The sequence below is a fragment of the Agromyces mangrovi genome, from assembly GCF_030296695.1.
In the GTDB taxonomy this organism is placed as follows: domain Bacteria; phylum Actinomycetota; class Actinomycetes; order Actinomycetales; family Microbacteriaceae; genus Agromyces; species Agromyces mangrovi.
This window is the reverse complement of record NZ_AP027737.1, coordinates 1,253,434-1,273,143: the sequence shown is the minus strand read 5'-3', so window position 1 is coordinate 1,273,143 and position 19,710 is coordinate 1,253,434. Positions and strand designations below refer to the sequence as shown.

16 protein-coding genes and 1 pseudogene are annotated in these 19,710 nt (G+C 72.3%); 7 read left to right on the top strand and 10 right to left on the bottom strand.

What is annotated here, in order from left to right; genetic code table 11:
* Window positions 1-24 precede the first annotated feature (24 nt).
* The 3 genes from QUE38_RS06005 to QUE38_RS05995 form a co-directional block, all read right to left on the bottom strand.
* Window positions 25-465 (bottom strand): hotdog fold thioesterase, encoded by a 441-nt coding sequence (locus QUE38_RS06005; RefSeq protein ID WP_286310710.1) that lies wholly within the window; start codon window positions 463-465, stop codon window positions 25-27.
* 54 nt (window positions 466-519) lie between these two features.
* Window positions 520-1,134 carry a zinc-binding alcohol dehydrogenase gene (locus QUE38_RS06000; protein WP_286310708.1) on the bottom strand — a complete coding sequence of 205 codons (615 nt, stop codon included), beginning with the start codon at window positions 1,132-1,134 and terminating at the stop codon, window positions 520-522.
* A gap of 84 nt (window positions 1,135-1,218) precedes the next feature.
* Window positions 1,219-3,837, bottom strand: coding sequence for a DUF4062 domain-containing protein (locus tag QUE38_RS05995; RefSeq protein ID WP_286310707.1), 2,619 nt, complete (start codon window positions 3,835-3,837; stop codon window positions 1,219-1,221).
* 77 nt (window positions 3,838-3,914) lie between these two features.
* On the opposite strand from QUE38_RS05995, the gene purM reads away from it, so the two are divergent.
* Entirely contained in the window at window positions 3,915-5,021 is a 1,107-nt protein-coding gene (purM, locus tag QUE38_RS05990) for a phosphoribosylformylglycinamidine cyclo-ligase (RefSeq protein WP_286310706.1), read from the top strand.
* Between the two features lie 73 nt (window positions 5,022-5,094).
* Here purM and QUE38_RS05985 read toward each other — a convergent pair whose 3' ends face one another.
* Window positions 5,095-5,289: a DUF3073 domain-containing protein gene (locus tag QUE38_RS05985; RefSeq protein ID WP_281884248.1), complete on the bottom strand. Its 195-nt coding sequence runs from the start codon at window positions 5,287-5,289 to the stop codon at window positions 5,095-5,097.
* Between the two features lie 174 nt (window positions 5,290-5,463).
* On the opposite strand from QUE38_RS05985, the gene QUE38_RS05980 reads away from it, so the two are divergent.
* Window positions 5,464-6,636, top strand: coding sequence for an NAD(P)-binding domain-containing protein (locus QUE38_RS05980; protein ID WP_286310701.1), 1,173 nt, complete (start codon window positions 5,464-5,466; stop codon window positions 6,634-6,636).
* A gap of 18 nt (window positions 6,637-6,654) precedes the next feature.
* Here QUE38_RS05980 and crcB read toward each other — a convergent pair whose 3' ends face one another.
* The 5 genes and pseudogenes from crcB to QUE38_RS05955 form a co-directional block, all read right to left on the bottom strand.
* Complete coding sequence (crcB, locus tag QUE38_RS05975; RefSeq protein ID WP_286310699.1) at window positions 6,655-7,032, bottom strand: fluoride efflux transporter CrcB; 378 nt, start codon at window positions 7,030-7,032, stop codon at window positions 6,655-6,657.
* Window positions 7,033-7,141: 109 nt separating this feature from the next.
* A pseudogene (locus tag QUE38_RS05970) lies at window positions 7,142-7,402 on the bottom strand (fluoride efflux transporter FluC); the annotation flags it as partial.
* 59 nt (window positions 7,403-7,461) lie between these two features.
* Window positions 7,462-7,971 carry a universal stress protein gene (locus QUE38_RS05965; RefSeq protein WP_286310697.1) on the bottom strand — a complete coding sequence of 170 codons (510 nt, stop codon included), beginning with the start codon at window positions 7,969-7,971 and terminating at the stop codon, window positions 7,462-7,464.
* Between the two features lie 53 nt (window positions 7,972-8,024).
* Window positions 8,025-8,651 carry a PadR family transcriptional regulator gene (locus tag QUE38_RS05960; RefSeq protein ID WP_286310695.1) on the bottom strand — a complete coding sequence of 209 codons (627 nt, stop codon included), beginning with the start codon at window positions 8,649-8,651 and terminating at the stop codon, window positions 8,025-8,027.
* A complete protein-coding gene (locus QUE38_RS05955) occupies window positions 8,648-9,544 on the bottom strand; it encodes a DUF4097 family beta strand repeat-containing protein (RefSeq protein ID WP_286310692.1) in 897 nt (298 codons plus the stop codon). Before QUE38_RS05955 ends, QUE38_RS05960 begins: the two co-directional genes overlap by 4 nt.
* 215 nt (window positions 9,545-9,759) lie before the next feature.
* Between QUE38_RS05955 and QUE38_RS05950 the strand changes: the two genes are divergently transcribed.
* On the top strand, window positions 9,760-10,518 hold the full coding sequence (locus tag QUE38_RS05950) for a MerR family transcriptional regulator (protein ID WP_286310690.1): 759 nt from the start codon (window positions 9,760-9,762) through the stop codon (window positions 10,516-10,518).
* Between the two features lie 203 nt (window positions 10,519-10,721).
* Here the strand turns inward: QUE38_RS05950 and yczE are convergent, their stop codons facing one another.
* Window positions 10,722-11,369 carry a membrane protein YczE gene (gene yczE / locus QUE38_RS05945; RefSeq protein ID WP_286310688.1) on the bottom strand — a complete coding sequence of 216 codons (648 nt, stop codon included), beginning with the start codon at window positions 11,367-11,369 and terminating at the stop codon, window positions 10,722-10,724.
* Window positions 11,370-11,430: 61 nt separating this feature from the next.
* On the opposite strand from yczE, the gene yczR reads away from it, so the two are divergent.
* The 4 genes from yczR to QUE38_RS05925 all read left to right on the top strand — a co-directional run bounded on the left by yczR (window position 11,431) and on the right by QUE38_RS05925 (window position 19,468).
* Entirely contained in the window at window positions 11,431-12,882 is a 1,452-nt protein-coding gene (yczR, locus tag QUE38_RS05940; protein WP_286310686.1) for a MocR-like transcription factor YczR, read from the top strand.
* Window positions 12,883-12,950: 68 nt separating this feature from the next.
* Window positions 12,951-13,472: a glutathione peroxidase gene (locus QUE38_RS05935; protein WP_286310683.1), complete on the top strand. Its 522-nt coding sequence runs from the start codon at window positions 12,951-12,953 to the stop codon at window positions 13,470-13,472.
* 151 nt (window positions 13,473-13,623) lie between these two features.
* Window positions 13,624-16,002 carry an esterase-like activity of phytase family protein gene (locus QUE38_RS05930; protein ID WP_286310681.1) on the top strand — a complete coding sequence of 793 codons (2,379 nt, stop codon included), beginning with the start codon at window positions 13,624-13,626 and terminating at the stop codon, window positions 16,000-16,002.
* A 148-nt stretch (window positions 16,003-16,150) separates the two neighbouring features.
* A complete protein-coding gene (locus QUE38_RS05925; RefSeq protein WP_286310680.1) occupies window positions 16,151-19,468 on the top strand; it encodes an efflux RND transporter permease subunit in 3,318 nt (1,105 codons plus the stop codon).
* Window positions 19,469-19,710 lie beyond the last annotated feature (242 nt).

The window sequence follows — 19,710 nt, the reverse complement described above, 5'->3', positions numbered from 1 at the left end:
TAACCCGGACGACCGGCTCGGTCCTCAGTATTGCGATGGTGCCGCGAGCACCGCGATCGTGCAGCGCGACACGCAGACCGATCGGCCCTGCTCGTCGGTGATGCGGATGTCCCACACCTGCGTCGTGCGGCCGCGCGTGATGGGTCGGGCCTCGCCGAGCACCCAGCCCGAGGCGACCGGCCGCGTGTGGTTGGCGTTGATCTCCATGCCGACGCAGTGGAAGCGCTCGCGGTCGACCGTGAACGACGAGCCCCAGCTGGCGAGGGTCTCGGCGAAGAGCACGGAGGACCCGCCGTGCAGCACGCCGCCGGGCTGCCGGGTGCGTGAATCCACGGGCATCCGCCCCCGGATCGAGTCGTCGGTGAACCCGGTGATCTCGATGCCGAGCGAGCGGATCGCGGTGTCGTCGCAGCGGGAGTCGACCCATTCGGCCGAGGGCAGTTCGTCGGCGAACCAGATGCTCATGCGCTCGAGTCTGTCACGGCGCGACGGGGCGAGCGGATACCCCGGGGCGGGCGCTCAGGCCAGCTCGGCGATGATCGGATGCAGCGCCTCGTCGAACGCCGCCGGGTCGGCGCGCAGCGTGTCGGTGACCGCGACCGTGAGCGAGCCGATCCACCAGATGCCGCGCTCGGCGAGCGGCAGCACCTCGACGTTCAGCTCGAACGAGTGCGCCCGGCGGCCGACCTCCCGCTCGTGCTCGGCGATCGTGCCCGCGTACGCGCGGTAGGCGTCGCCGCGGTGGGTCGACGAGCTCGACCGGTACGCCTCGTGCCCCCACTCGGCCCACGAGAGCGCCGCGTCGGCGTGCGGCACGATCGCCTCGGCCAGCGCCTCCGCGCCGCTCGTCGGCAACGCGATCTCGGTGCCGTACGCCTCCACCAGCTCGAGCGGCACCGCCGACGGATGCGCCTCGGGCTCGACGGTCATCATCCACCAGGCGCGCCACTGGCGCTCCAGCTCGTCCTGCGCGTCGACCGCCCGGTCGACCGGCGTCACGGTGCCCAGGTCGCGCACGCGCGGCAACTCGGTGGGCGAGGCGATGCCGAGCACCTCGCGCAGGTAGAGGGCGAGCAGCACCGAGCGAGACGCGTTCTCGCGAATCACCCATGACGGCGTGCCCCCGCTCGGCATGCTCCAAGTGTAGAGCGCTCCCCGCCCGCGAGGCGCGGGATTCCGCGGCTGGGGAGGGCGGTGGGCGAGCGGATGCGACGGTGCTCACCAGTGGGCGAGCACGGCCGCCTCCTCCTCGACGTCGTCGTCGGGCAACGCGTACGCGACGGCCTCGGGCACCGTCAGGTCGCGCCCGCGTCGCTCGCCCGCCGCGACGGCCGCCGGCTCCGCCTCGCGCACCGCGTGCAGCGAGACCGTGTGCACGGTGAACGCCTCCACGTCGAAGATGCCGATGCGGGAGCGGATGGCGGCCGCGGCCGCCGCGAGCACGCCCGCGCGCTCGGCCTCGCCGCGGAGCGCGGCGACCCCGCACAGCCCCTCGAGCCCGTATGCCACGCCCTCCTCGAAGTGGAGGCGCACCGACACGTGCAGGGTGCGCAGGAACGCGTCCTCCGCGGCATCCGCATCGCCCTTCGCCAGCAGCAGGCGGCCGCGGTGGTTGCCGCTCACCGAGAGCGTGAAGAGGTCGGCGCCGGCCTCGGCCAGCGCGGTCGCCCGGTCGAAGTGCGTCACCGCCGATGCGACGTCGCCGCGCACCCACGCCAGCCGCCCGCGAGAGACCTCGGTGATCGCCTCCGCCCAGCCGTTGCCGAGCTCGTGCATGCGCGTCGCGGCACGTGCCAGCTCGTCGTCGGCAGCGACGACGTCGGGGTGCGGCAACTGCAGGCGCGCCGTCGCCCGCGCCGCGAGCGACATCGCGGCCGCATCCTCGTCGCCCGACTCGGCGAAGCGCTCGACGCACTCGCCGAGCCCCTCGACGACCTCGCCCGACGGCTGCTGCCACATCGCGCACCAGAGCACGAAGAACTGCGCGACGGCGCGCGTGTGCACGGTCATCGGCCGGTCCTTGCCGAGCAGCTCGGTCATCCAGACCCGCACCTCGTCGAAGAACCCGGCGATCCACCAGTAGATGAGCAGGCTCCACGCGAAGTCGCCTGCGTCGTCGAGGCGGTCGGTGTAGACGAGGTGGCGCACCGCGGCGCGCAGGTTCGACAGCTCCAGCCCGAGCAGCGCCACCGCATCGCCCTGCCCGGCGCCGCGCAGGCCCGGGGCGAGGCGCGCGACGAGACCGCGGTAGTAGTCGGCGTGCGCCGCCCGCACCGCGCGCGTCTCGCCCTGCTCGCGCAGGCGGTCGATCGCGTACTCGCGCACGATCGCGAGCAGCGAGTAGACCGACCGGCCGCCGATGTCCATCTCCTTCACGAGGCTGCCGTCGACGAGGGCCGCGAGGCCGTCGAGCGCTCGGCCGTCCCAGGCCCGCCCGACGCCGATCGCCTCGACCGCCTCGAGCGTGAAGCGCGTGGCGAACACCCCGAGGTCGAACAGCATCGCCCGCTGCTCGGGCGGGAGGAGGCTCACGCTCCAGTCGATCGCGCTGCGCATCGTGCGGTGGCGCTCCGGCAGGTCGCGCACCGACGACGACAGCATCGGCAGCGCCTGCTCGAGGCGCTGCGCGATGCCGCGCGGCCCGAGCAGCCGCACCTTCGCGGCGGCGAGCTCGATCGCGAGCGGCAGCCCCTCGAGCGCCCGGCAGATGCTCGCGACGTCGGCGGCGTTCTCGGCGGTCACCTCGAAGTCGGGCTTCGCGGCACGTGCCCGGTCGACGAACAGCGCGACCGCTGGGGAGCGCGTGGCCCGGTCGAGCGACGCCGGCGCGCCCTCGGGCGGCGCGCGCAGCACCGGCACGTCGAAGACGCGCTCGCCGCGGACGCGGAGCACGATGCGGCTCGTGACGAGGAACGCCACGGAGGGCGCAGCGCTCGACAGGCGCACGAGCACGGGCGCCGCGTCGACGATCTGCTCGAAGTTGTCGAGCACGACGAGGGCGCTCCGGCCCTGCAGCGCGTGCACGACCCGCTCCTCGAGCGCCGCCTCGCCGTTGTCGCGGATGCCGAGCGCGTAGGAGATGGTCGGCACGAGCAGCCCGGGCTCGAGCACGCCCTCCAGCGGCACGAAGGTGACGCCGTCGGGGAAGAGGTCGCCGCACGCGTGCGCGACCTCGATCGAGAGGCGGCTCTTGCCCACGCCGCCCGGCCCGATGAGGCTGACGATGCGGCCGTCGACGTCGGCGAGCATGCGGCGTAGCTCGGCGACCTCGTGCTCGCGCCCGATGGTCGTCGTGTACGGCACCGGCAGGCCGGGCACCGGCGGGATCGCGGCATCCGCCGGCTCCTCCTCGATCGGGCGCGACTGCACGAATCGCTCGGCCAGCAGCGCGGCGAGGTCGGATGCCACCTGCTCCTCGAGCTCGTCGGCCGAGTCGAACGACAGGTACGCGGCCGTGTCGTCGTGCTTGATGCGTGCGAGCAACTCGACGAGGCGCTCCTCGCGCTCGCCGCTGCGGCGGATGTAGATGAGCTTGGGCATGTCGGCCGGCGCGAGGCGGTACTCGTCCTCCAGACCCGAGATCTCCTCGCCGGGTGCGACCCAGCCGTAGCTGTCGGCGTAGATGCCGACGAACACGTCGCTCTGCGACAGGTAGGAGCGATAGACCTCGCGCGGCGGGTACGGCCGGGCACCCTGCTCGAACATGACGGGCGCGAGTCGCAGGCGCTCGATCGCGGCGCGCACGGCTCGACGCTCGGGCTGCAGTTCACGCAGCGTCGAGCTCACGAAGACGCGGATCCGCTGATCCGGCGTGCGGATCACCGGCGTCGTGGCCATGTGCTCATCATGGCCCTCCCGGGCCCGCTCGGCATGCCCCTCGAACGGGGGTAATCGGCCGCCGGTACGATTGAGCGGTGACCACGAACTCCTCCTACGCCGCCGCCGGTGTCGACACCGCGGCAGGCGACCTGGCCGTCGAGCTCATGAAGGAGTCGGTCGCACGCACGCACGGGCCGAACGTCCTCGGCGGCGTAGGCGGCTTCGCCGGCATGTTCGACCTGTCGTTCGCGAAGGACTACGACCGCCCGCTGCTCGCGACCTCGACCGACGGCGTCGGCACGAAGATCGCGATCGCGCAGGCGCTCGACCGGCACGACACCATCGGGCAGGACCTCGTTGCGATGGTCGTCGACGACATCGTCGTGGTCGGCGCGACCCCGCTGTTCATGACCGACTACATCGCCTGCGGCCGGGTGGTGCCCGAGCGCATCGCCACGATCGTCACGGGCATCGCGAACGCGTGCGCCGCGACCGGCACGGCACTCGTCGGCGGTGAGACCGCCGAGCACCCCGGCCTCATGGGCCCCGAAGACTACGACGTCGCCGGCGCAGCGGTGGGCGTGGTCGAGGCCGACCGCCTGCTCGGCGCCGACCGGGTCAGCGACGGCGACGCCGTGATCGCGATCGCATCGAGCGGCGCCCACTCCAACGGCTTCTCGCTCGTGCGGCACATCCTCGACCGGCGGGGCATCGGCTACGCCGACTCCGCCCCCGACCTCGGCACCACCTGGGGCGAGGCGCTGCTCGAGCCGACGCGCCTCTACACCGGCCCGCTCGTCGAACTCCTCGCCGACGAGCGCGTCGGCGGCGCCGTGCACGCCCTCTCGCACGTGACCGGCGGCGGCATCGCCGCCAACCTCGCGCGCGTGCTGCCGCGCGGCGCGTGGGTCGAGCTCGACCGGTCGACCTGGTCGCCGCAGCCCGTGTTCCGCGTGCTGAGCGACCTCGCGGGCGACCCGCTCGAGGCCGCCGAGGGCACCTGGAACCTCGGCATCGGGTTCTTCGCGGTGGTGGCTGCGGATGCTGCGACCGACGTCGTCGCCCGGCTCGAGGGCCTCGGCCTGCCGTCGTGGCAGGCGGGCACTGTGTCGACGGCCGCACGCGACCTCGCCGGCTTCGAGCAGGGCGCGAAGGGCGTCGACGGCGGTGCCGTGCGACTGGTCGGCGGCTACGCGGCCTGACTCGACCCGAGTCCGGGCATGCCGAATCGCTCCGGCGATCGGGTGGCGCCGGCTGCGAGGTGGGTGGCCCGGGTCAGGCCCGCTTCTGCTCGTCCGACGCGTAGTCGTCGTCGGCGTACTCCGACCACTTCGACGCCTCTTCGGCGTAGTGGTCGTCATGCCCGCTCGTGAGCTCGCGCTCGAGCGCATCGTAGTCGGTCTCCGGGCTGAAGTACTTCAGCTCCCGAGCAACCTTCGTGTGCTTGGCTTTCTGACGGCCGCGCCCCATGCGTGACCCCCTAACGACGTCGGGCCGGTGCGAACATGAGCCTCGCCCGGCGCTCACTGATATGAACAGAATCCGTGGGTCAGTTTAGCACCGTGATACGGGCGCCCCGCCGCACGTAGTCACAGCGGGGCATCCGTTCTGCGCGCGCCCGGCGCGGCATGTTGTGATGGTGGCGTGGAGCATGCTGCGGAGGCCGTGACGGTCGTGGTGATCGGCGCCGGCCAGGCCGGTCTCTCGGTCGCCTACTACCTCCGCCGCTTCGAACTGGTCGCGGGCGAGGACTTCGTGATCCTCGACCGCACCGACCGCCCCGGGGGCGCCTGGGCGCACCGCTGGGAGTCGCTGAAGCTCGGTACGGCGCACCGCGTGCACGACCTGCCGGGCATGGAGCAGCTCGGCGTGAGCTTCGACACCGCCGACCGGTCGCGACCCGCGCGAGAGGTGGTCACCGACTACTACGACCGCTACGAGCGGCACTTCGAGCTCGACGTGCGCCGGCCCGTGCACGTGCGCAGCGTGGCCAACCGCGGCGTGGAACTCGCGGTGCGCTACGACGACCTGCGCCCCCGCGAGCAGGAGGAGCGGCCGCAGCGCGGACTGTTCGGCCGATGGAGCCGTCGGGCCGACGACCGGGAGGTGCTGCGCGAGGCGCCGACGGGCGAGATCGTCACGCGATTCCTCGTCAACGCGACCGGCACCTGGGGCGCGCCGTTCGTGCCCTACTACCCCGGCATGAGCGACTTCGCCGGCCGCCACGTGCACACCTCCGACTTCCGTTCGGCCGAGGAGTTCCGCGGCCAGCAGGTCGTCGTGGTCGGCGGCGGCACCTCGGCGATCGGGTTCATGCTCGAACTGGAATCCGTCGCCGCCGGGCTGACCTGGGTGTCGCGCCGGCCCATCGACTGGATCGACTCCGAGGACCTCGACCTCGAGGGGGCATCCGCCGCCGTCGCCATGCAGGACGAGGCGGCACGCGCCGGACGCGCACTCCCGTCGATCGTCAGCGGCACCGGGGTTCCGCGCAGCCGGCGCATCGCCGCCGGCATCGACCGCGGCCTGCTCGTGGCCAGGCCCATGTTCGAGCGCATCGAGCGCGCGGGCGTGCGCTGGGCCGACGGCGACTTCGCGTTCGCCGACACGATCATCTGGGCGACCGGGTTCCGCCCCGAGCTGCGACACCTGTCGCCCTTGAAGCTGCGCGAGAAGGCGGGCGGGGTCTCCGTCGGCCAGGGCGCATCGTGGGCCGACCCGCGCGTCTTCCTCGCCGGCTACGGGCCGCAGGCGTCGACGATCGGCGCCAACCGCGCGGGGCGCATGATCGCCCGTCAGATCATGGCGCTGCTCTGAGTGCAGCGATGCACCGAGTCAGGCCAGCAGCCCCAGCCACAGTCCGACGGCCGCCGCCGCCACCGACAGCACGAGCATGCCGAGCCCGCTCGCGAGGCCGGCGGTCCAGCGGCGCTCCAGCAGCAGGCGCACCGTCTCGGCGCTCGCCGTGCTGAAGGTCGTGTAGCCGCCGAGGAAGCCCGTGCCGAGCACGAGGTGCAGCTCGTGCGGCACGAGCCCGGTGTCGGCGAGGCCGACCAGGACGCCGAGCGCGAACGACCCGGTGACGTTCACCACGGTCGTCGCCCACGGGAACGGCGAGGCGATGCGCGCGCGCAGCACGCCGTCGAGCACGAGTCGGCACGCGGCGCCGAGGCCGCCCGCGACGGCGATGCCGAGGAAGAGCAGCGGGGTCACGTCGCCGCCGCTCCTCGCTGCGGCGGCGCACGAGCGTGCCCGCGGCGATGATGCCGGCGAACGTGGCCGCCGTGCCGAGCAGGACCGTGCCGAGCGCGTTCAGCAGCCCGAGCCAGAGGTGGCCGTGCTGCAGCAGTTCGACCGTGCCGACCGCGAAGGCGCTGTAGGTCGTGAACCCGCCGAGGAGGCCGGTGCCGAACGCGAGCCGCACCGTGCGCCGTGGGCCGGCGTCGGGACCGAGCCGCAGCAGCACCTCGAGCAGCGCGCCGAGGGCGAACGCGCCGAGCACGTTGACCAGCAGGAGCATGCCCGGGAAGTCGTCGGGATCGGGGAAGGCGAGGGTCGCGCCCTCGCGGGCGGCGGTGCCCACGGCGCCGCCCGCGGCGACGAGCGCGACGGACGACGGGCGGAGATGGAGCGGCCGGTGGGTCACGGCTCGTCCCACGGCAGCGCCTCGCCGTTTGTGGCGGGCTGCAGTGGAACGACGACCACCGGCCGGCACTGGCGGTGGGAGAGCTGCGCGGCGATCGAACCGCTCAGGAACTCGGCGAGCCCCGCGAGCACGCCCCGCTCGCGGGTGCCGACGACGATGAGCTCGGCGTCGACCTCGTCGGCGAGGCGCTCGAGCTCGCGCGACGCGTTGCCGGCGAGCAGGTGCACGCGCCAGTCGATGCCCGCGCCGGCGAGCTCGCGCCGGAGGTACTGCTCGATCGCGACGGCGGTCTCCTCGGCGGCATCCGTCGCGCCGTCGGGATCGATCGGCACCGCGAGGATCGACCCGTCGATGTTGGTCGAGATCGCGTAGCTCGACACGTCGACGTACGCGCACTCGAGCGGCACGCCGAAGGTCGCGGCGAGGCGGGCGGCGTAGCGGACCACCGCCGAGGGCTGGCCGGGCACGATTCCGGCGACGATCGCACGAGCGGGGGTGTCGGGCATGGGTGCCTCCTCGCGGGCCTCGACTTCACACTACGCCCGGGGAGGCGCCCGCGTCAGCGCCCCCGCAGCTCGGCGAGCACGTCGGAGCGCACCTCGGCGAGGCGCGACCTCAGCAGGTCGACCGTGTCGGCGGAGACCCTGCCCCGGCGCGCGTGCGTGCGCAGGTCGGTGCGCAGCTGCTGCCGGAACGCGTTGATCGCGAGGTCTGCCTCGTGCACCGCGCGACCCTCGGGCTCCGGCGAATCCGACGGGGTCGCGGTCGTGTCGGAGGTGGCCTCGCGCGCCGCGCGCTTGGCCTCGCGGGCCGCGCTCGCGAGGTCGGCGCGCATGCTCCGCAGCGCCTCCTCGACGTTCGTGCGCACCTCGTCGGCGAGCCGGCTGACCGAGTCGGTGACCTCCTCCTCGATCGACTCCAGCTCGTGCTCGCGCTCGGCGAGCTCCGCGCGGCCGGCGTCGGTGATCTCGTAGACCGTCTTGCGGCCGTCGGCCGTCTTCGCGACGAGCCCCTCCGCCTCGAGCTTGGCCAGGCGCGGGTAGATGGTGCCCGCGCTCGGGCTGTAGGTGCCGCCGAACCGGTCGGAGAGCGCCTGGATGAGCTCGTACCCGTGGCGCGGCCGCTCGGCGAGCAGGCTCAGCAGGTACAGCCGCAGGCTGCCGTGGGAGAAGACGGGCGGGGTCATGCGGTGGCCGCCGTCTCGGCGTCGGGCGCCGCGCCGGTCGGGTCGCCGGCGTCGGCATCGGTCTCGCCCGAGGCATCCGACTGCTCGCCCGGCTGGCGGCGCATGACCGACACGTTGCCCGACACCGAGTTGGCGCCGAAGTCGGTCCAGGTGCCGGCGAGGTCGCCGACCACGCGCTCGTACCCCTTGCCGAGGGTGCCGCGGATGGAGGTGTCGTCGATGAAGATCGTGCCGCTGACGGTGTTGACCCGGAAGCGTGCGCTGGCGTGCGCGTCGAGGCGCACCGTGAGGTCGCCCGAGATCGTGTTCGCGTCGATGCGGCTCGGCACGCCCTCGAGGTCGAGGATGACGTCGCCCGAGACGGTGTCGCTGAAGAACCGGGTGACCGTGCCGGTCGCGGCGATGTCGCCGGACACGGAGTGCGCGCCGATGCGGCCCTCGTGCGAGCCGACCGAGATCTCGCCGGTCACGCTGTTGAGCTCGAGGTCGCCGACGTGCCGGTCGACCGCGACGTCGCCGTTGACGGTGCTGAGCTTCGCGTCGCCGACGAACCCGGCGATGAGGGCGTCGGCCGACACGACGCCGAGCTTCAGTGCGGTCTCGCGCGGGGCGAGGACGGAGACCACGGCGCGCATGTTGCCGCGGAAGCCCTTGAAGACGTCGAGGAAGTTGTCCCAGCGCAGCTGCGGGTGGTCGATCTCGACCTTGTCGCCGTCGATCTCGACGCGGAGGTCGCGACCGCTCACCTCGGACACCTCGATGCGCAGGCCCGGCTCGTCGTGCGCGATGACCGTGACGCCGCCGCCGACGAGGCCCACCTTGAGCGAGCGCGCCAGCTCGATGTCGATCACCCGGCTCTGACCGGGTGAGATGATCCACTTCTCCAGGGCCATGATGAGTGCTTCTCCTTCGCGGCGTCCGGCCGTACGGTCGGAGCGGGTCGAATCGCGTTATATCGCGTTTGGTGAAACTCACGATATATCGCGAGTGCGCGGTGCGCAACCCTCGATGCCCCGTTCGCACTTGACGTTGACGCAGCGTCAAGTTCTACCGTGGAGTCATGCCCGCCCGACCGGGCGGCGCCACGACACGAGGAGAGGAGCACCCGATGGACTGGTCGATCCAGGAGATCGCGCGCATCGCCGGCACGACGAGCCGCACGCTGCGCCACTACGACGACATCGGGTTGCTGCCGCCCAGTCGCATCGCGCCGAACGGCTACCGGCACTACGACCGCGACGCGCTCGTACGCCTGCAGCGCATCCTGCTGCTGCGCGAGCTCGGTCTCGGGCTGCCCGCGATCGCGGAGGCGCTCGGCAACGAGCCGCGCGAGGCGCACGCCCTGCACGGCCACCTCGAGTGGCTGCGGCGGGAACAGGAACGGCTCGCGAGGCAGGCCGCCTCGGTCGAGCGCACCATCGAGGCACTGGAGGGAGGTGAGAACCTCATGGCGGAGCAGATGTTCGACGGCTTCGACCACACGCAGTACAAGGACGAGGTCGAGCAGCGCTGGGGCGCCGACGCGTACGCGAAGTCCGACGCCTGGTGGCGCGGCAAGACCGCCGCGGAGCAGGAGTCCTGGAAGGCCGAGTCGGCTGCACTGGGTCGTGACTGGGCGGATGCCGCGGAGCGCGGCGTCGCACCCGACGGCGACGAGGCGCAGGCGCTGGCCGCCCGTCACGCGGCGTGGCTGGGGTCGATTCCCGGCACGCCGGGTTCCGAGCAGGGCCGACCGCTGAAGCAGTACGTGCTCGGGCTCGGCGACATGTACGTCGCCGACCCGCGGTTCGCGAAGAACTACGGCGGGCAGCACGGCGCCGAGTTCGTGCGCGACGCGCTCGCGGTCTACGCGGAGCGCAACCTCTGAGACGACGGATGCCTCGGGGCCGACGCGGCCCCGAGGCATCCGTGTCTCCGGCAAGCGTGCCGGGGTCAGGTGTCGCGGGTGGGGACGCGGCGGTAGCCGTCGCGGAACCAGTCGAAGACGGTCCAGGCGATGCCGGTCGCCGCGAGGGCGGCGAGGGCGATCATGGTCGCGAGCATGTCTCCTCCTCCTTCGTGCGCGGGTGGTCAGGTGCGGGGCGGGGCGGGCGTCGCAAGCATCGCGACGGGCCCGGTGGCCGGAACCGCCGCGCGACGCGCGGGGTCGGGCACCGTGAAGAACGGGATCGTGCGGCCGCAGATCGGCCCGATCATCAGGGCGAAGGCGAGGGTGCCGATGCCCACCTGCCCGCCGAGCAGCCAGCCCACGGCGAGCACCGTCACCTCGATGCCGGTGCGCACGACCCAGATCGGGGCGCCGGTGCGGGCGTGGAGCCCGGTCATGAGGCCGTCGCGCGGGCCCGGTCCGAAGCGCGCGCCGACGTACAGGCCGGTCGCGATACCGAGCAGCAGGATGCCCGCGGGCAGCAGCGCCGCCCGCACGAGCGGGTCGAGGCCGGCCGGCACGAGCCAGAGCCCGAGGTCGGCGAACGGGCCGACGAGCAGCGCGTTCGCGAGGGTGCCGATGCCCGGCTTCTGCCGGATGGGGATCCACAGCAGCAGCACGACGCCGCTCACGAGCACCGTGATCAGCCCGAACCCGAGGCCGGTGACGCGGCTCAGCCCCTGCGTGAGCACGTCCCAGGGGGCGACGCCGTAGCCGGCGCGCACGATGAGCGCGATGGCGAACCCGTAGAGGAACAGGCCGACGAGCAGTTGGGTGACACGACGAAGCATGTGACCATCCAATTGCTCAATTGGACTGTTGCCAAGATGCCAATCGCGGTACAGTGGCCGCATGAGCGATGCCACCCTCGGTCCGCGAGCGCTGATCGGCCTGCTCGGGGACTGGCGCAGCGGCGGAGCCGCGTACGAAGACCTGGCCGCCCGCATCCGCCTGCTCGTCATCGACGGGCGCATCGCGGTCGGCACGCGCCTCCCCGCCGAGCGCGAGCTCGCCGCCCGGCTCGGCCTCAGCCGCACGACCATCGCCGCGGCCTACGCACGGCTGCGCGAGTCGGAGCACCTCGAGTCGCTGCGCGGGTCGGGCAGCGTCACGCGGCTGCCGGCGGCGCACATCACCCCGCTGCATCCGACCGGGGCCGACAGCCTCGACTTCACCAAGGCGGCGCTGCCCGCCCTGCCGTGGCTCGGCGAGGCCGCGCGCGCGGCCGCCGAGCGCCTGCCCGCCTACCTCGGCGACCCCGGCTACGACCCCATCGGCCTGCCTGAGCTGCGCGAGGCGATCGCCGCACGCTACGCGGCGCGCGGCCTGCCGACCGACCCCGACGAGATCCTCGTCACGATCGGCGCGCAGCACGCGATCTCCCTGCTCGCCCGCACGCTGATCGGCCGAGGCGACCGCGCGCTCGTCGAGTCGCCCACCTACCCGCACGCCTACGAGGCGCTGCGCGGCGCCGGCGCCAGGCTCGTCGCGGTGCCGGTCGGCGGCGAGCCCGGGGCATCCGTGCACCCCGTCGGCGACCCGCAGGCGGGTGACGGGGAGGCGATCGCCGAGGCGATCCGGCACGCGAGCCCGTCGGTCGCGTACCTGCTGCCCGACTTCCACAACCCGACCGGGCGCTCGCTCACCGAGCGCGACCGCGAGCTGGTCGTCGACGCGGCCTCGGCGCAGGGCACCGTGCTCATCGCCGACGAGACCACGGCCGAGCTCGACATCGACCGGCCGTTCCGGGCGAAGCCGCTCGCGGCCTACGGGCCGGCCGTGATGATCGGCTCGGTCGGCAAGACGGTGTGGGGCGGCATCCGCCTGGGCTGGATCCGCGCCGACCGCGGGCTGATCCGCCGGCTGCTCGCCCAGCGCGCGCCGAACGACCTCGGCACGCCCATCCTCGAGCAGCTGCTCGTGACCGAGCTGCTGCCGCGCATGGACGACATCCTCGAGCTGCGCCGCACCCAGCTGGGCGAGCGGCGCGCCCACCTCGAGCGGGCGCTCGCCGAGCGGTTCCCGCAGTGGACCGTGCCGCACGTGCACGGCGGGCTCGCGCTCTGGGTGCACCTCGGTGCGCCGGTCAGCTCGCAGCTCGCGCTCGCCGCCCGCACCCACGACCTGCTCATCACCGCGGGGCCCCGCTTCGGCATCGACGGGGCGTTCGAGCGCAACCTGCGCATCCCGCTCGGATTCACGGCGGCGGAGACCGAGCGGGCGCTCGACGCGCTGCAGGCGGCATGGGCGACCATGGGCGGTGCGCCGGTCGTCGACGCCGACGTGCTGTCGGCGGTGGTGTGAGCCGGGCTCCCCGATCCGTGCACTCCGGCTGGGAGTTCGGTGACGAAATGCCTGCAGTGACTGCAACCATGTTTGACTGGAGCATGGCCACCGACGACGCGCACACCACGACCCTCGACGACATCCCGATCACGACGATCGACGGAACGGAGACGAACCTCGCCGAGTACGACGGCAAGGTGAAGCTCATCGTGAACGTCGCCTCGCGCTGCGGGCTCTCGCCCCAGTACGAGCAGCTCGAGCAGCTGCAGAAGGACTACGCCGACCGCGGGTTCACGGTGCTCGGCTTCCCCAGCAACCAGTTCCTCCAGGAGCTCGGGTCGAACGAGGCCATCTCGGAGTACTGCTCCACGACCTGGGGCATCACCTTCCCGATCTTCGATCGCATCAGGGTGAACGGCAAGAAGGAGCATCCGCTCTTCACCGAGCTCAAGAAGGCGCCCGACGCGGAGGGCAAGGCCGGCAAGGTCGTCTGGAACTTCGAGAAGTTCCTCGTCACGCCCGATGGCCAGGTGTTCCGCTTCCGGCCGACGACGAAGCCCGACGCGCCCGAGGTCATCGCCGCGATCGAGGAGGCGCTGCCGGGCTGAGCCGGGGCCGCCGGCGCCCGCGAGTCGCCGCACCGTCCGTTCACCGAGCGGACACCACCGCGTCATGCGCGCATCACGCCGAGTTGCGTCCGCGCCGGAACGGTGGGAGCACCAGAGGCATCCGCCTCGCCCCCACTGAGAAGGAGACGCGATGACGCGCGCGCGCCGATTGACCGGACTCGCCCTCGCCACCACCGCCCTGCTCGCCTGCGGAGCCGCCGCCCCGGCGCTCGCGCAGCCGAACGGGCCCAGGTACGGAACGCCCGCCACGGCGTTCCACCGCACGGCGACCTACCCCGTGTACCTGAACGCCCCCGAGGGCGTCGACCCGGCCGACGAGACGGTCGCCGAGATCTCGGCGATCAGCCCCGACGGCAACACCGTCATCTACACGGATGCCGCGGGCGAGCGCATCGGCTTCGTCGACGTGACCGACCCGTCGAACCCGGTCGGCGCGGGCACCCTGGCCCTCGACGAGATCACGGATGCCTCCGAGGCGTCGCCGACCTCGGTCGCCGCCGTGGGCGGCTACGTGCTCGTGGTCGTGGACACGACCGACTACGACGCCGACACGCTCGCCTCGAAGCCGCGCTCGGGCGAGCTCGTGGTCGTCGACGCCGTCAGCCACGATGTCGTCGCCACGTTCGACCTGGCCGGCCAGCCCGACTCGATCGCCGTCAGCCCCGACGGCGCCTACGCGGCCATCGCCATGGAGAACCAGCGCAACGAGGACTTCCCGGCCGACGGCGGCGTCGGCGAGGAGGGCGACCTGCCCCAGGCGCCCGCCGGCTTCGTGCAGGTCATCACGTTCGGCGGAACGCCGGCCGACCCGGGCACGTGGAGCCTCGACCCGGTCTCGCTGGTGGACGGCGCTGCGGGCGACATCCTCACCGCCGCCGGCATCGACACCCCGAGCGACCCCGAGCCCGAGTACGTCGACATCAACGACGCCAATCAGCTCGCCGTGTCGCTCCAGGAGAACAACGGCCTCGTCACGATCGACCTCGCGACGCGCACCGTGACGGGAGCGTTCGAGCTCGGCTCGCCGGTGATCCCGAACGTCGACACCGACGACGACGGGGCGATCGAGCTCACCGACACCATCGAGGTGCCGCGCGAGCCCGACGCCATCGGCTGGATCGGCGACCGGTACGTCGCGACCGCCAACGAGGGCGACTGGAAGGGCGGCAGCCGCGGCTGGTCGATCTTCGACGCCGCCACCGGTGAGGTCGTCTGGGACGCGGGCGACACGTTCGAGCACCTCGCGATCGCCCACGGCCTCTACAACGACGGCCGCGCCGACAACAAGGGCGCCGAGCCCGAGGGCCTCGCGATCGCCGAGTTCGACGGCGTGCCGACCGCGTTCGTCGCCTCCGAGCGGTCGAACTTCATCGCGGTCTACGACGTGAGCGACCCGACCGCGCCGGAGTTCCAGCAGCTGCTCTTCGCGACCAACGGCCCCGAGGGCATCCTGCCGGTGCCGAGCCGTGACCTGCTCATCGTGTCGAGCGAGGAGGACGACTCCGACGCCCTCGTGCGCGCCGCGGTGAACATCTACGAGGTGCAGAAGGGTCGGCCGTCGCAGCCGAGCATCGTCTCGGCCGACGTCGACGGCCTCCCCATCGGCTGGTCGGCGCTCGGTGCGCTCTCGGCCGACCCGAACGACAAGAAGGTCGTCTACGCGGCGAGCGACAACGCGCTCACCCCGAGCACGGTGTTCACCGTCGACGTCTCCGACAAGCAGGGCCCGGCCGTCATCGTCGACTCGCTCGTCGTGACCGACGGCGGCGAGCCGGCCGAGTACGACGTCGAGGGCCTGCAGGCGCTCGAGGGCGGCGGCTTCTGGCTCGCGGTCGAGGGCGCGACCGGGCCGGCGAACGCGCTGGTGCGCATCGACGCCTCGGGCGAGGTCGTCGAGACGGTGTCGCTGCCGGCCGAGGTCGCGGCGCACGTGCGCAACTGGGGCTTCGAGGGCGTGACGATCACCGGCGAGGGCACCGACGAGGAGGCGCTCTGGGTCGCGATCCAGCGCCCGCTGTGGGTCGACCCGTCGGTCGGCGCCGGCAGCCTCGAGCTGTACGAGGGCAACGTGGCGCGCATCGGGCGCTACGACGTCTCGGGCGGCACGTGGGCGTTCTTCGGCATCGAACTCGAGGAGACGGACGCCCCCGGCGACTGGATCGGCCTGTCGGAGATCACCGCGATCGACGACGACACCCTGGCCCTCATCGAGCGCGACAAGCTCAATGGCCCGGATGCCGCGCTGAAGACCGTCATCACCGTCGAGGTCCCCGACGAGCTGCCGGGTGAGGGCGAGCTGCCCATCCTCGAGAAGTTGCTCGCGATCGACGTGCTGCCCGCACTCCAGGCCGTGAACGGCTGGACCCAGGAGAAGCTCGAGGGCTTCACCATCGGCATCGACCGCCAGGTCTACGCGGTCACCGACAACGACGGCGTCGACGACGCCACCGGCGAGACCGTGTTCCTGCGGCTCGGCGACGCCAAGAAGGTGATCCCCGCGTTCCGCTGAACCCGCGGGACATGACCGGCGCCGGCCGGGTGGCGCACCACGCCGCCCGGCCGGCGCTCGTCGTTCGCGGGGCGCATCGTGCGCACCGTGCCCCGCGCTCACAGGTTCCCGTTACTTCTTGCACTCGCTGCAATGCGAGAATCGACGAATGCATCTCCTCGCGCAGGCCAGCCTGAAGAACCGCGCTCTCATCGCGCTCGTCACGATCGTGGTCGCGATCTTCGGCGGAGTCTCGCTGACGCTGCTCAAGCAGGAGCTCATCCCCTCGATCGCGTTCCCGCAGCTCTCGGTCGTCACCACGTACCCGGGCGCCGCGCCGGAGGTCGTCGAGAACGACGTCTCCACGCCGATCGAGACGTCGCTGCGCGGCATCGCGGGCCTCGAATCGACCAGCTCGACGAGCTCGACGAACATCTCGGTCGTCACCGCGACGTTCGACTACGAGACCGACCTCGCCACCGCCGAGCAGAAGATGACGACTGCGATCAACCGCATCTCGTCGCAGCTGCCCGACGACGTCGACCCCGCCGTGGTCGCGTTCAGCTTCGACGACTTCCCGGTCATCGCCATCGCGGTCAGCGGCACCGACGACACCTCCGCGCTCTCCGACGCGCTGAACCGCACCACGGTCGGCGAGCTCAACGAGATCGACGGCGTGCGCGAGGCGAGCGTCATCGGCGAGATCGGCCAGCGCGTCACGATCGTGCCCGACCAGGAGGAGCTCGCCGCGCTCGGCCTCACCACGCAGGCCATCACGAGCGCGCTCCAGCAGAACGGCGTGCTCCTGCCCGCCGGCGAGATCACCGAGGACGGCATCTCCTACGCCGTGCAGTCGGGTGATCGCCTCACCTCCGTCGACGACGTCGCCGACCTCCCGCTGCTCGGCGCGACCGAGCAGGTCGCCGCGCCCACTCCCGATGCCGGCGCAGGTCAGGTGCCGGGGGCGGATGCCGGTGCGGGCACCGGGCTCGAGGCCGGAGCGGGGGCGGATGCCGGTGCCGGCACGGGCCTCGGCACCTCGACGGGCACCGTCACGGTGCCCGTCTCGCCCGCGCCGACGATCGGCGACGTGGCATCCGTCGAGCTCGTCGACAACCCCGAGACCTCGATCTCGCGCGTGAACGGCGAGCCCGCGCTCACGCTCTCGATCACCAAGCTGCCCGCCGCGAACACGGTCGACGTGTCCACGGCCGTGCAGGACGCCATGGCCGACCTCGAGGCGAACATCGCCTCGCAGTTCCCCGGCGCCGAGTTCACCGTCGTGTTCGACCAGTCGCCGTTCATCGAGGAGTCGATCGAGACCCTCGCCGTCGAGGGCATGCTCGGCCTCGTGATGGCGGTGCTCGTCATCCTCGTGTTCCTGCTGTCGGTGCGCGCGACGTTGGTCACGGCGATCTCGATCCCGACCTCGGTGCTCATCACGTTCATCGGGCTCTGGGCGACCGACTACAGCCTGAACATCCTGACGCTCGGCGCGCTGACCATCTCGGTCGGACGCGTGGTCGACGACTCCATCGTCGTCATCGAGAACATCAAGCGACATCTCGTCGAGGGCGTCGAGAAGGTGCCGACCATCGTGAAGGCCGTGCGCGAGGTGGCCGGCGCGATCACGGCGTCGACCGTCACGACCATCGCGGTCTTCCTGCCGGTCGCGCTCGTCGGCGGCCCGACGGGCGAGCTCTTCCGACCCTTCGCGCTAACCGTGGCGATCGCCCTCGCGGCATCCCTCTTCGTGTCGCTCACGATCGTGCCGGTGCTCGCGTACTGGTTCCTGAAGCCCGCCAAGCTCACCCGCAAGGACGGCTCGGCCTCGACCGAGGCCCTCGCCGAGGAGACCGGCGAGGACGAGCTCGAGCACCCCGGCCGCCTGCAGAAGGGCTACCTGCCGATCATCGGCTGGACGCTCCGCCACGGCTGGCTCACGCTCGTCGCCGCGGTGCTCGTGCTCGTGGGCACGTTCGCGCTCTACCCGCTCATGCCGACGAACTTCATCGGCGCCACCGGACAGAACACCTTCCAGGTCACGCAGGAGCTGCCCGCGGGCACCTCCCTCGAGGAGATGGACGCGGCCTCGACCGAGGTCGAGGAGACCCTGCGGGACACCGAGGGCGTCGAGATCGTGCTGACCTCCATCGGCGGCGGCACCGACATCCAGCTCGGCCTCGGCGGCGGTGCCGGCAGCACCATCACGTACTCGATCACCACCGACGAGCACGCCGACCAGGACGCCCTCCAGGCCGAGGTGCGCGACGAGCTCGACGCGCTCGGCGACGTCGGCGAGCTCGTGCTGTCGGCGCAGCAGGGCGGGTTCTCGAGCGACATCCTCATCGACGTCACCGCCGGCAACGACGCGGACCTGCGCGAGGCGTCGGAGGCCGTGGTCGAGGCGCTCGACGGGCTGCCCGAGATCGTCGAGGTGACCTCGAACCTGTCGGAGACGCGCCCGTTCATCGGCGTGGTCGTCGACCGCGAGGCCGCGGCGGACGCCGGGTACTCGGAGTTCGCGCTGAGCTCGCTCGTGGCATCCGCCATGCAGCCGCAGGCCGCGGGCAGCGTGCAGATCGACGAGGACCTCCTCACCATCTACGTCGCGAGCGACGACCCGCCCGCGACGGTCGAGGAGCTCCGCGAGCTGCCCGTGCCGACCCCGGCCGGCGTGGTCGAGCTCGACGAGCTCGCCGAGGTCGACGAGACCGACGGCCCCGCGTCGATCACGACCGTGCAGGGCCTGCGCAGCGCGACCGTCACCGCGTCGCCCGACCAGGCCGACGTGGGTGCGGCGTCGTTCGCCGTGACCGCCGCGCTCGAGGAGGCCGACCTGCCGGCCGGCACGAGCGCCACCGTGGGCGGCGTCACGAGCGACCAGGAGGAGGCGTTCACGCAGCTCGGGCTCGCGCTGCTCGCGGCGATCCTCATCGTGTACATCGTCATGGTGGCGACGTTCCGCTCGCTGCTGCAGCCGCTGCTGCTGCTCGTCTCGGTGCCGTTCGCGGCGACCGGTGCCATCCTGCTGCAGCTCGCGGTCGGCATCCCCTTCGGCGTCTCGTCGCTCATCGGCGTGCTCATGCTCGTCGGCATCGTGGTGACGAACGCGATCGTGCTCATCGACCTCGTGAACCAGTATCGAGATCGCGGGTACGACGTGAAGGACGCGCTGCTGCACGGTGCGTCCCGGCGTCTGCGCCCGATCCTCATGACGGCGCTCGCGACGATCTTCGCGCTCATCCCGATGGCCAGCGGCATCACGGGCACCGGCGGGTTCATCTCGCAGCCACTCGCGATCGTCGTGATCGGCGGCCTGCTGTCGTCGACCGTGCTGACGCTCATCGTGCTGCCCGTGCTGTACTTCCTCGTCGAGGGCGGGCGCGAGAAGCGGCGCGCGAAGCGCGAGCTGAAGCGGGCGCAGAAGCGGGCCGACGAGGAGGCCGCGGCGGCAGCCGCCGCGTCGGGCTCGCCGGCCGAGTAGCGCTTCGCCCCGGGTCGCCGAGTGACGTCGACCCGGGGCATCCGCTCGGCTCTGCCCCCTGCGCCTCGCCGCTGGTGCGCAAAACGTGGTCTCCCACCCGGATGACCACAGTTCGCGCACCAACGCCGATCCTTCACGGCCGCTGCTGGTGCGCAAATCGTGGTGAACGGGACTGGTAGCCACCGTTTGCGCACCCGCGCTGCGGCGGGATGTCGAGCGGGCGGCGTCGGAGTGGGGGAGAA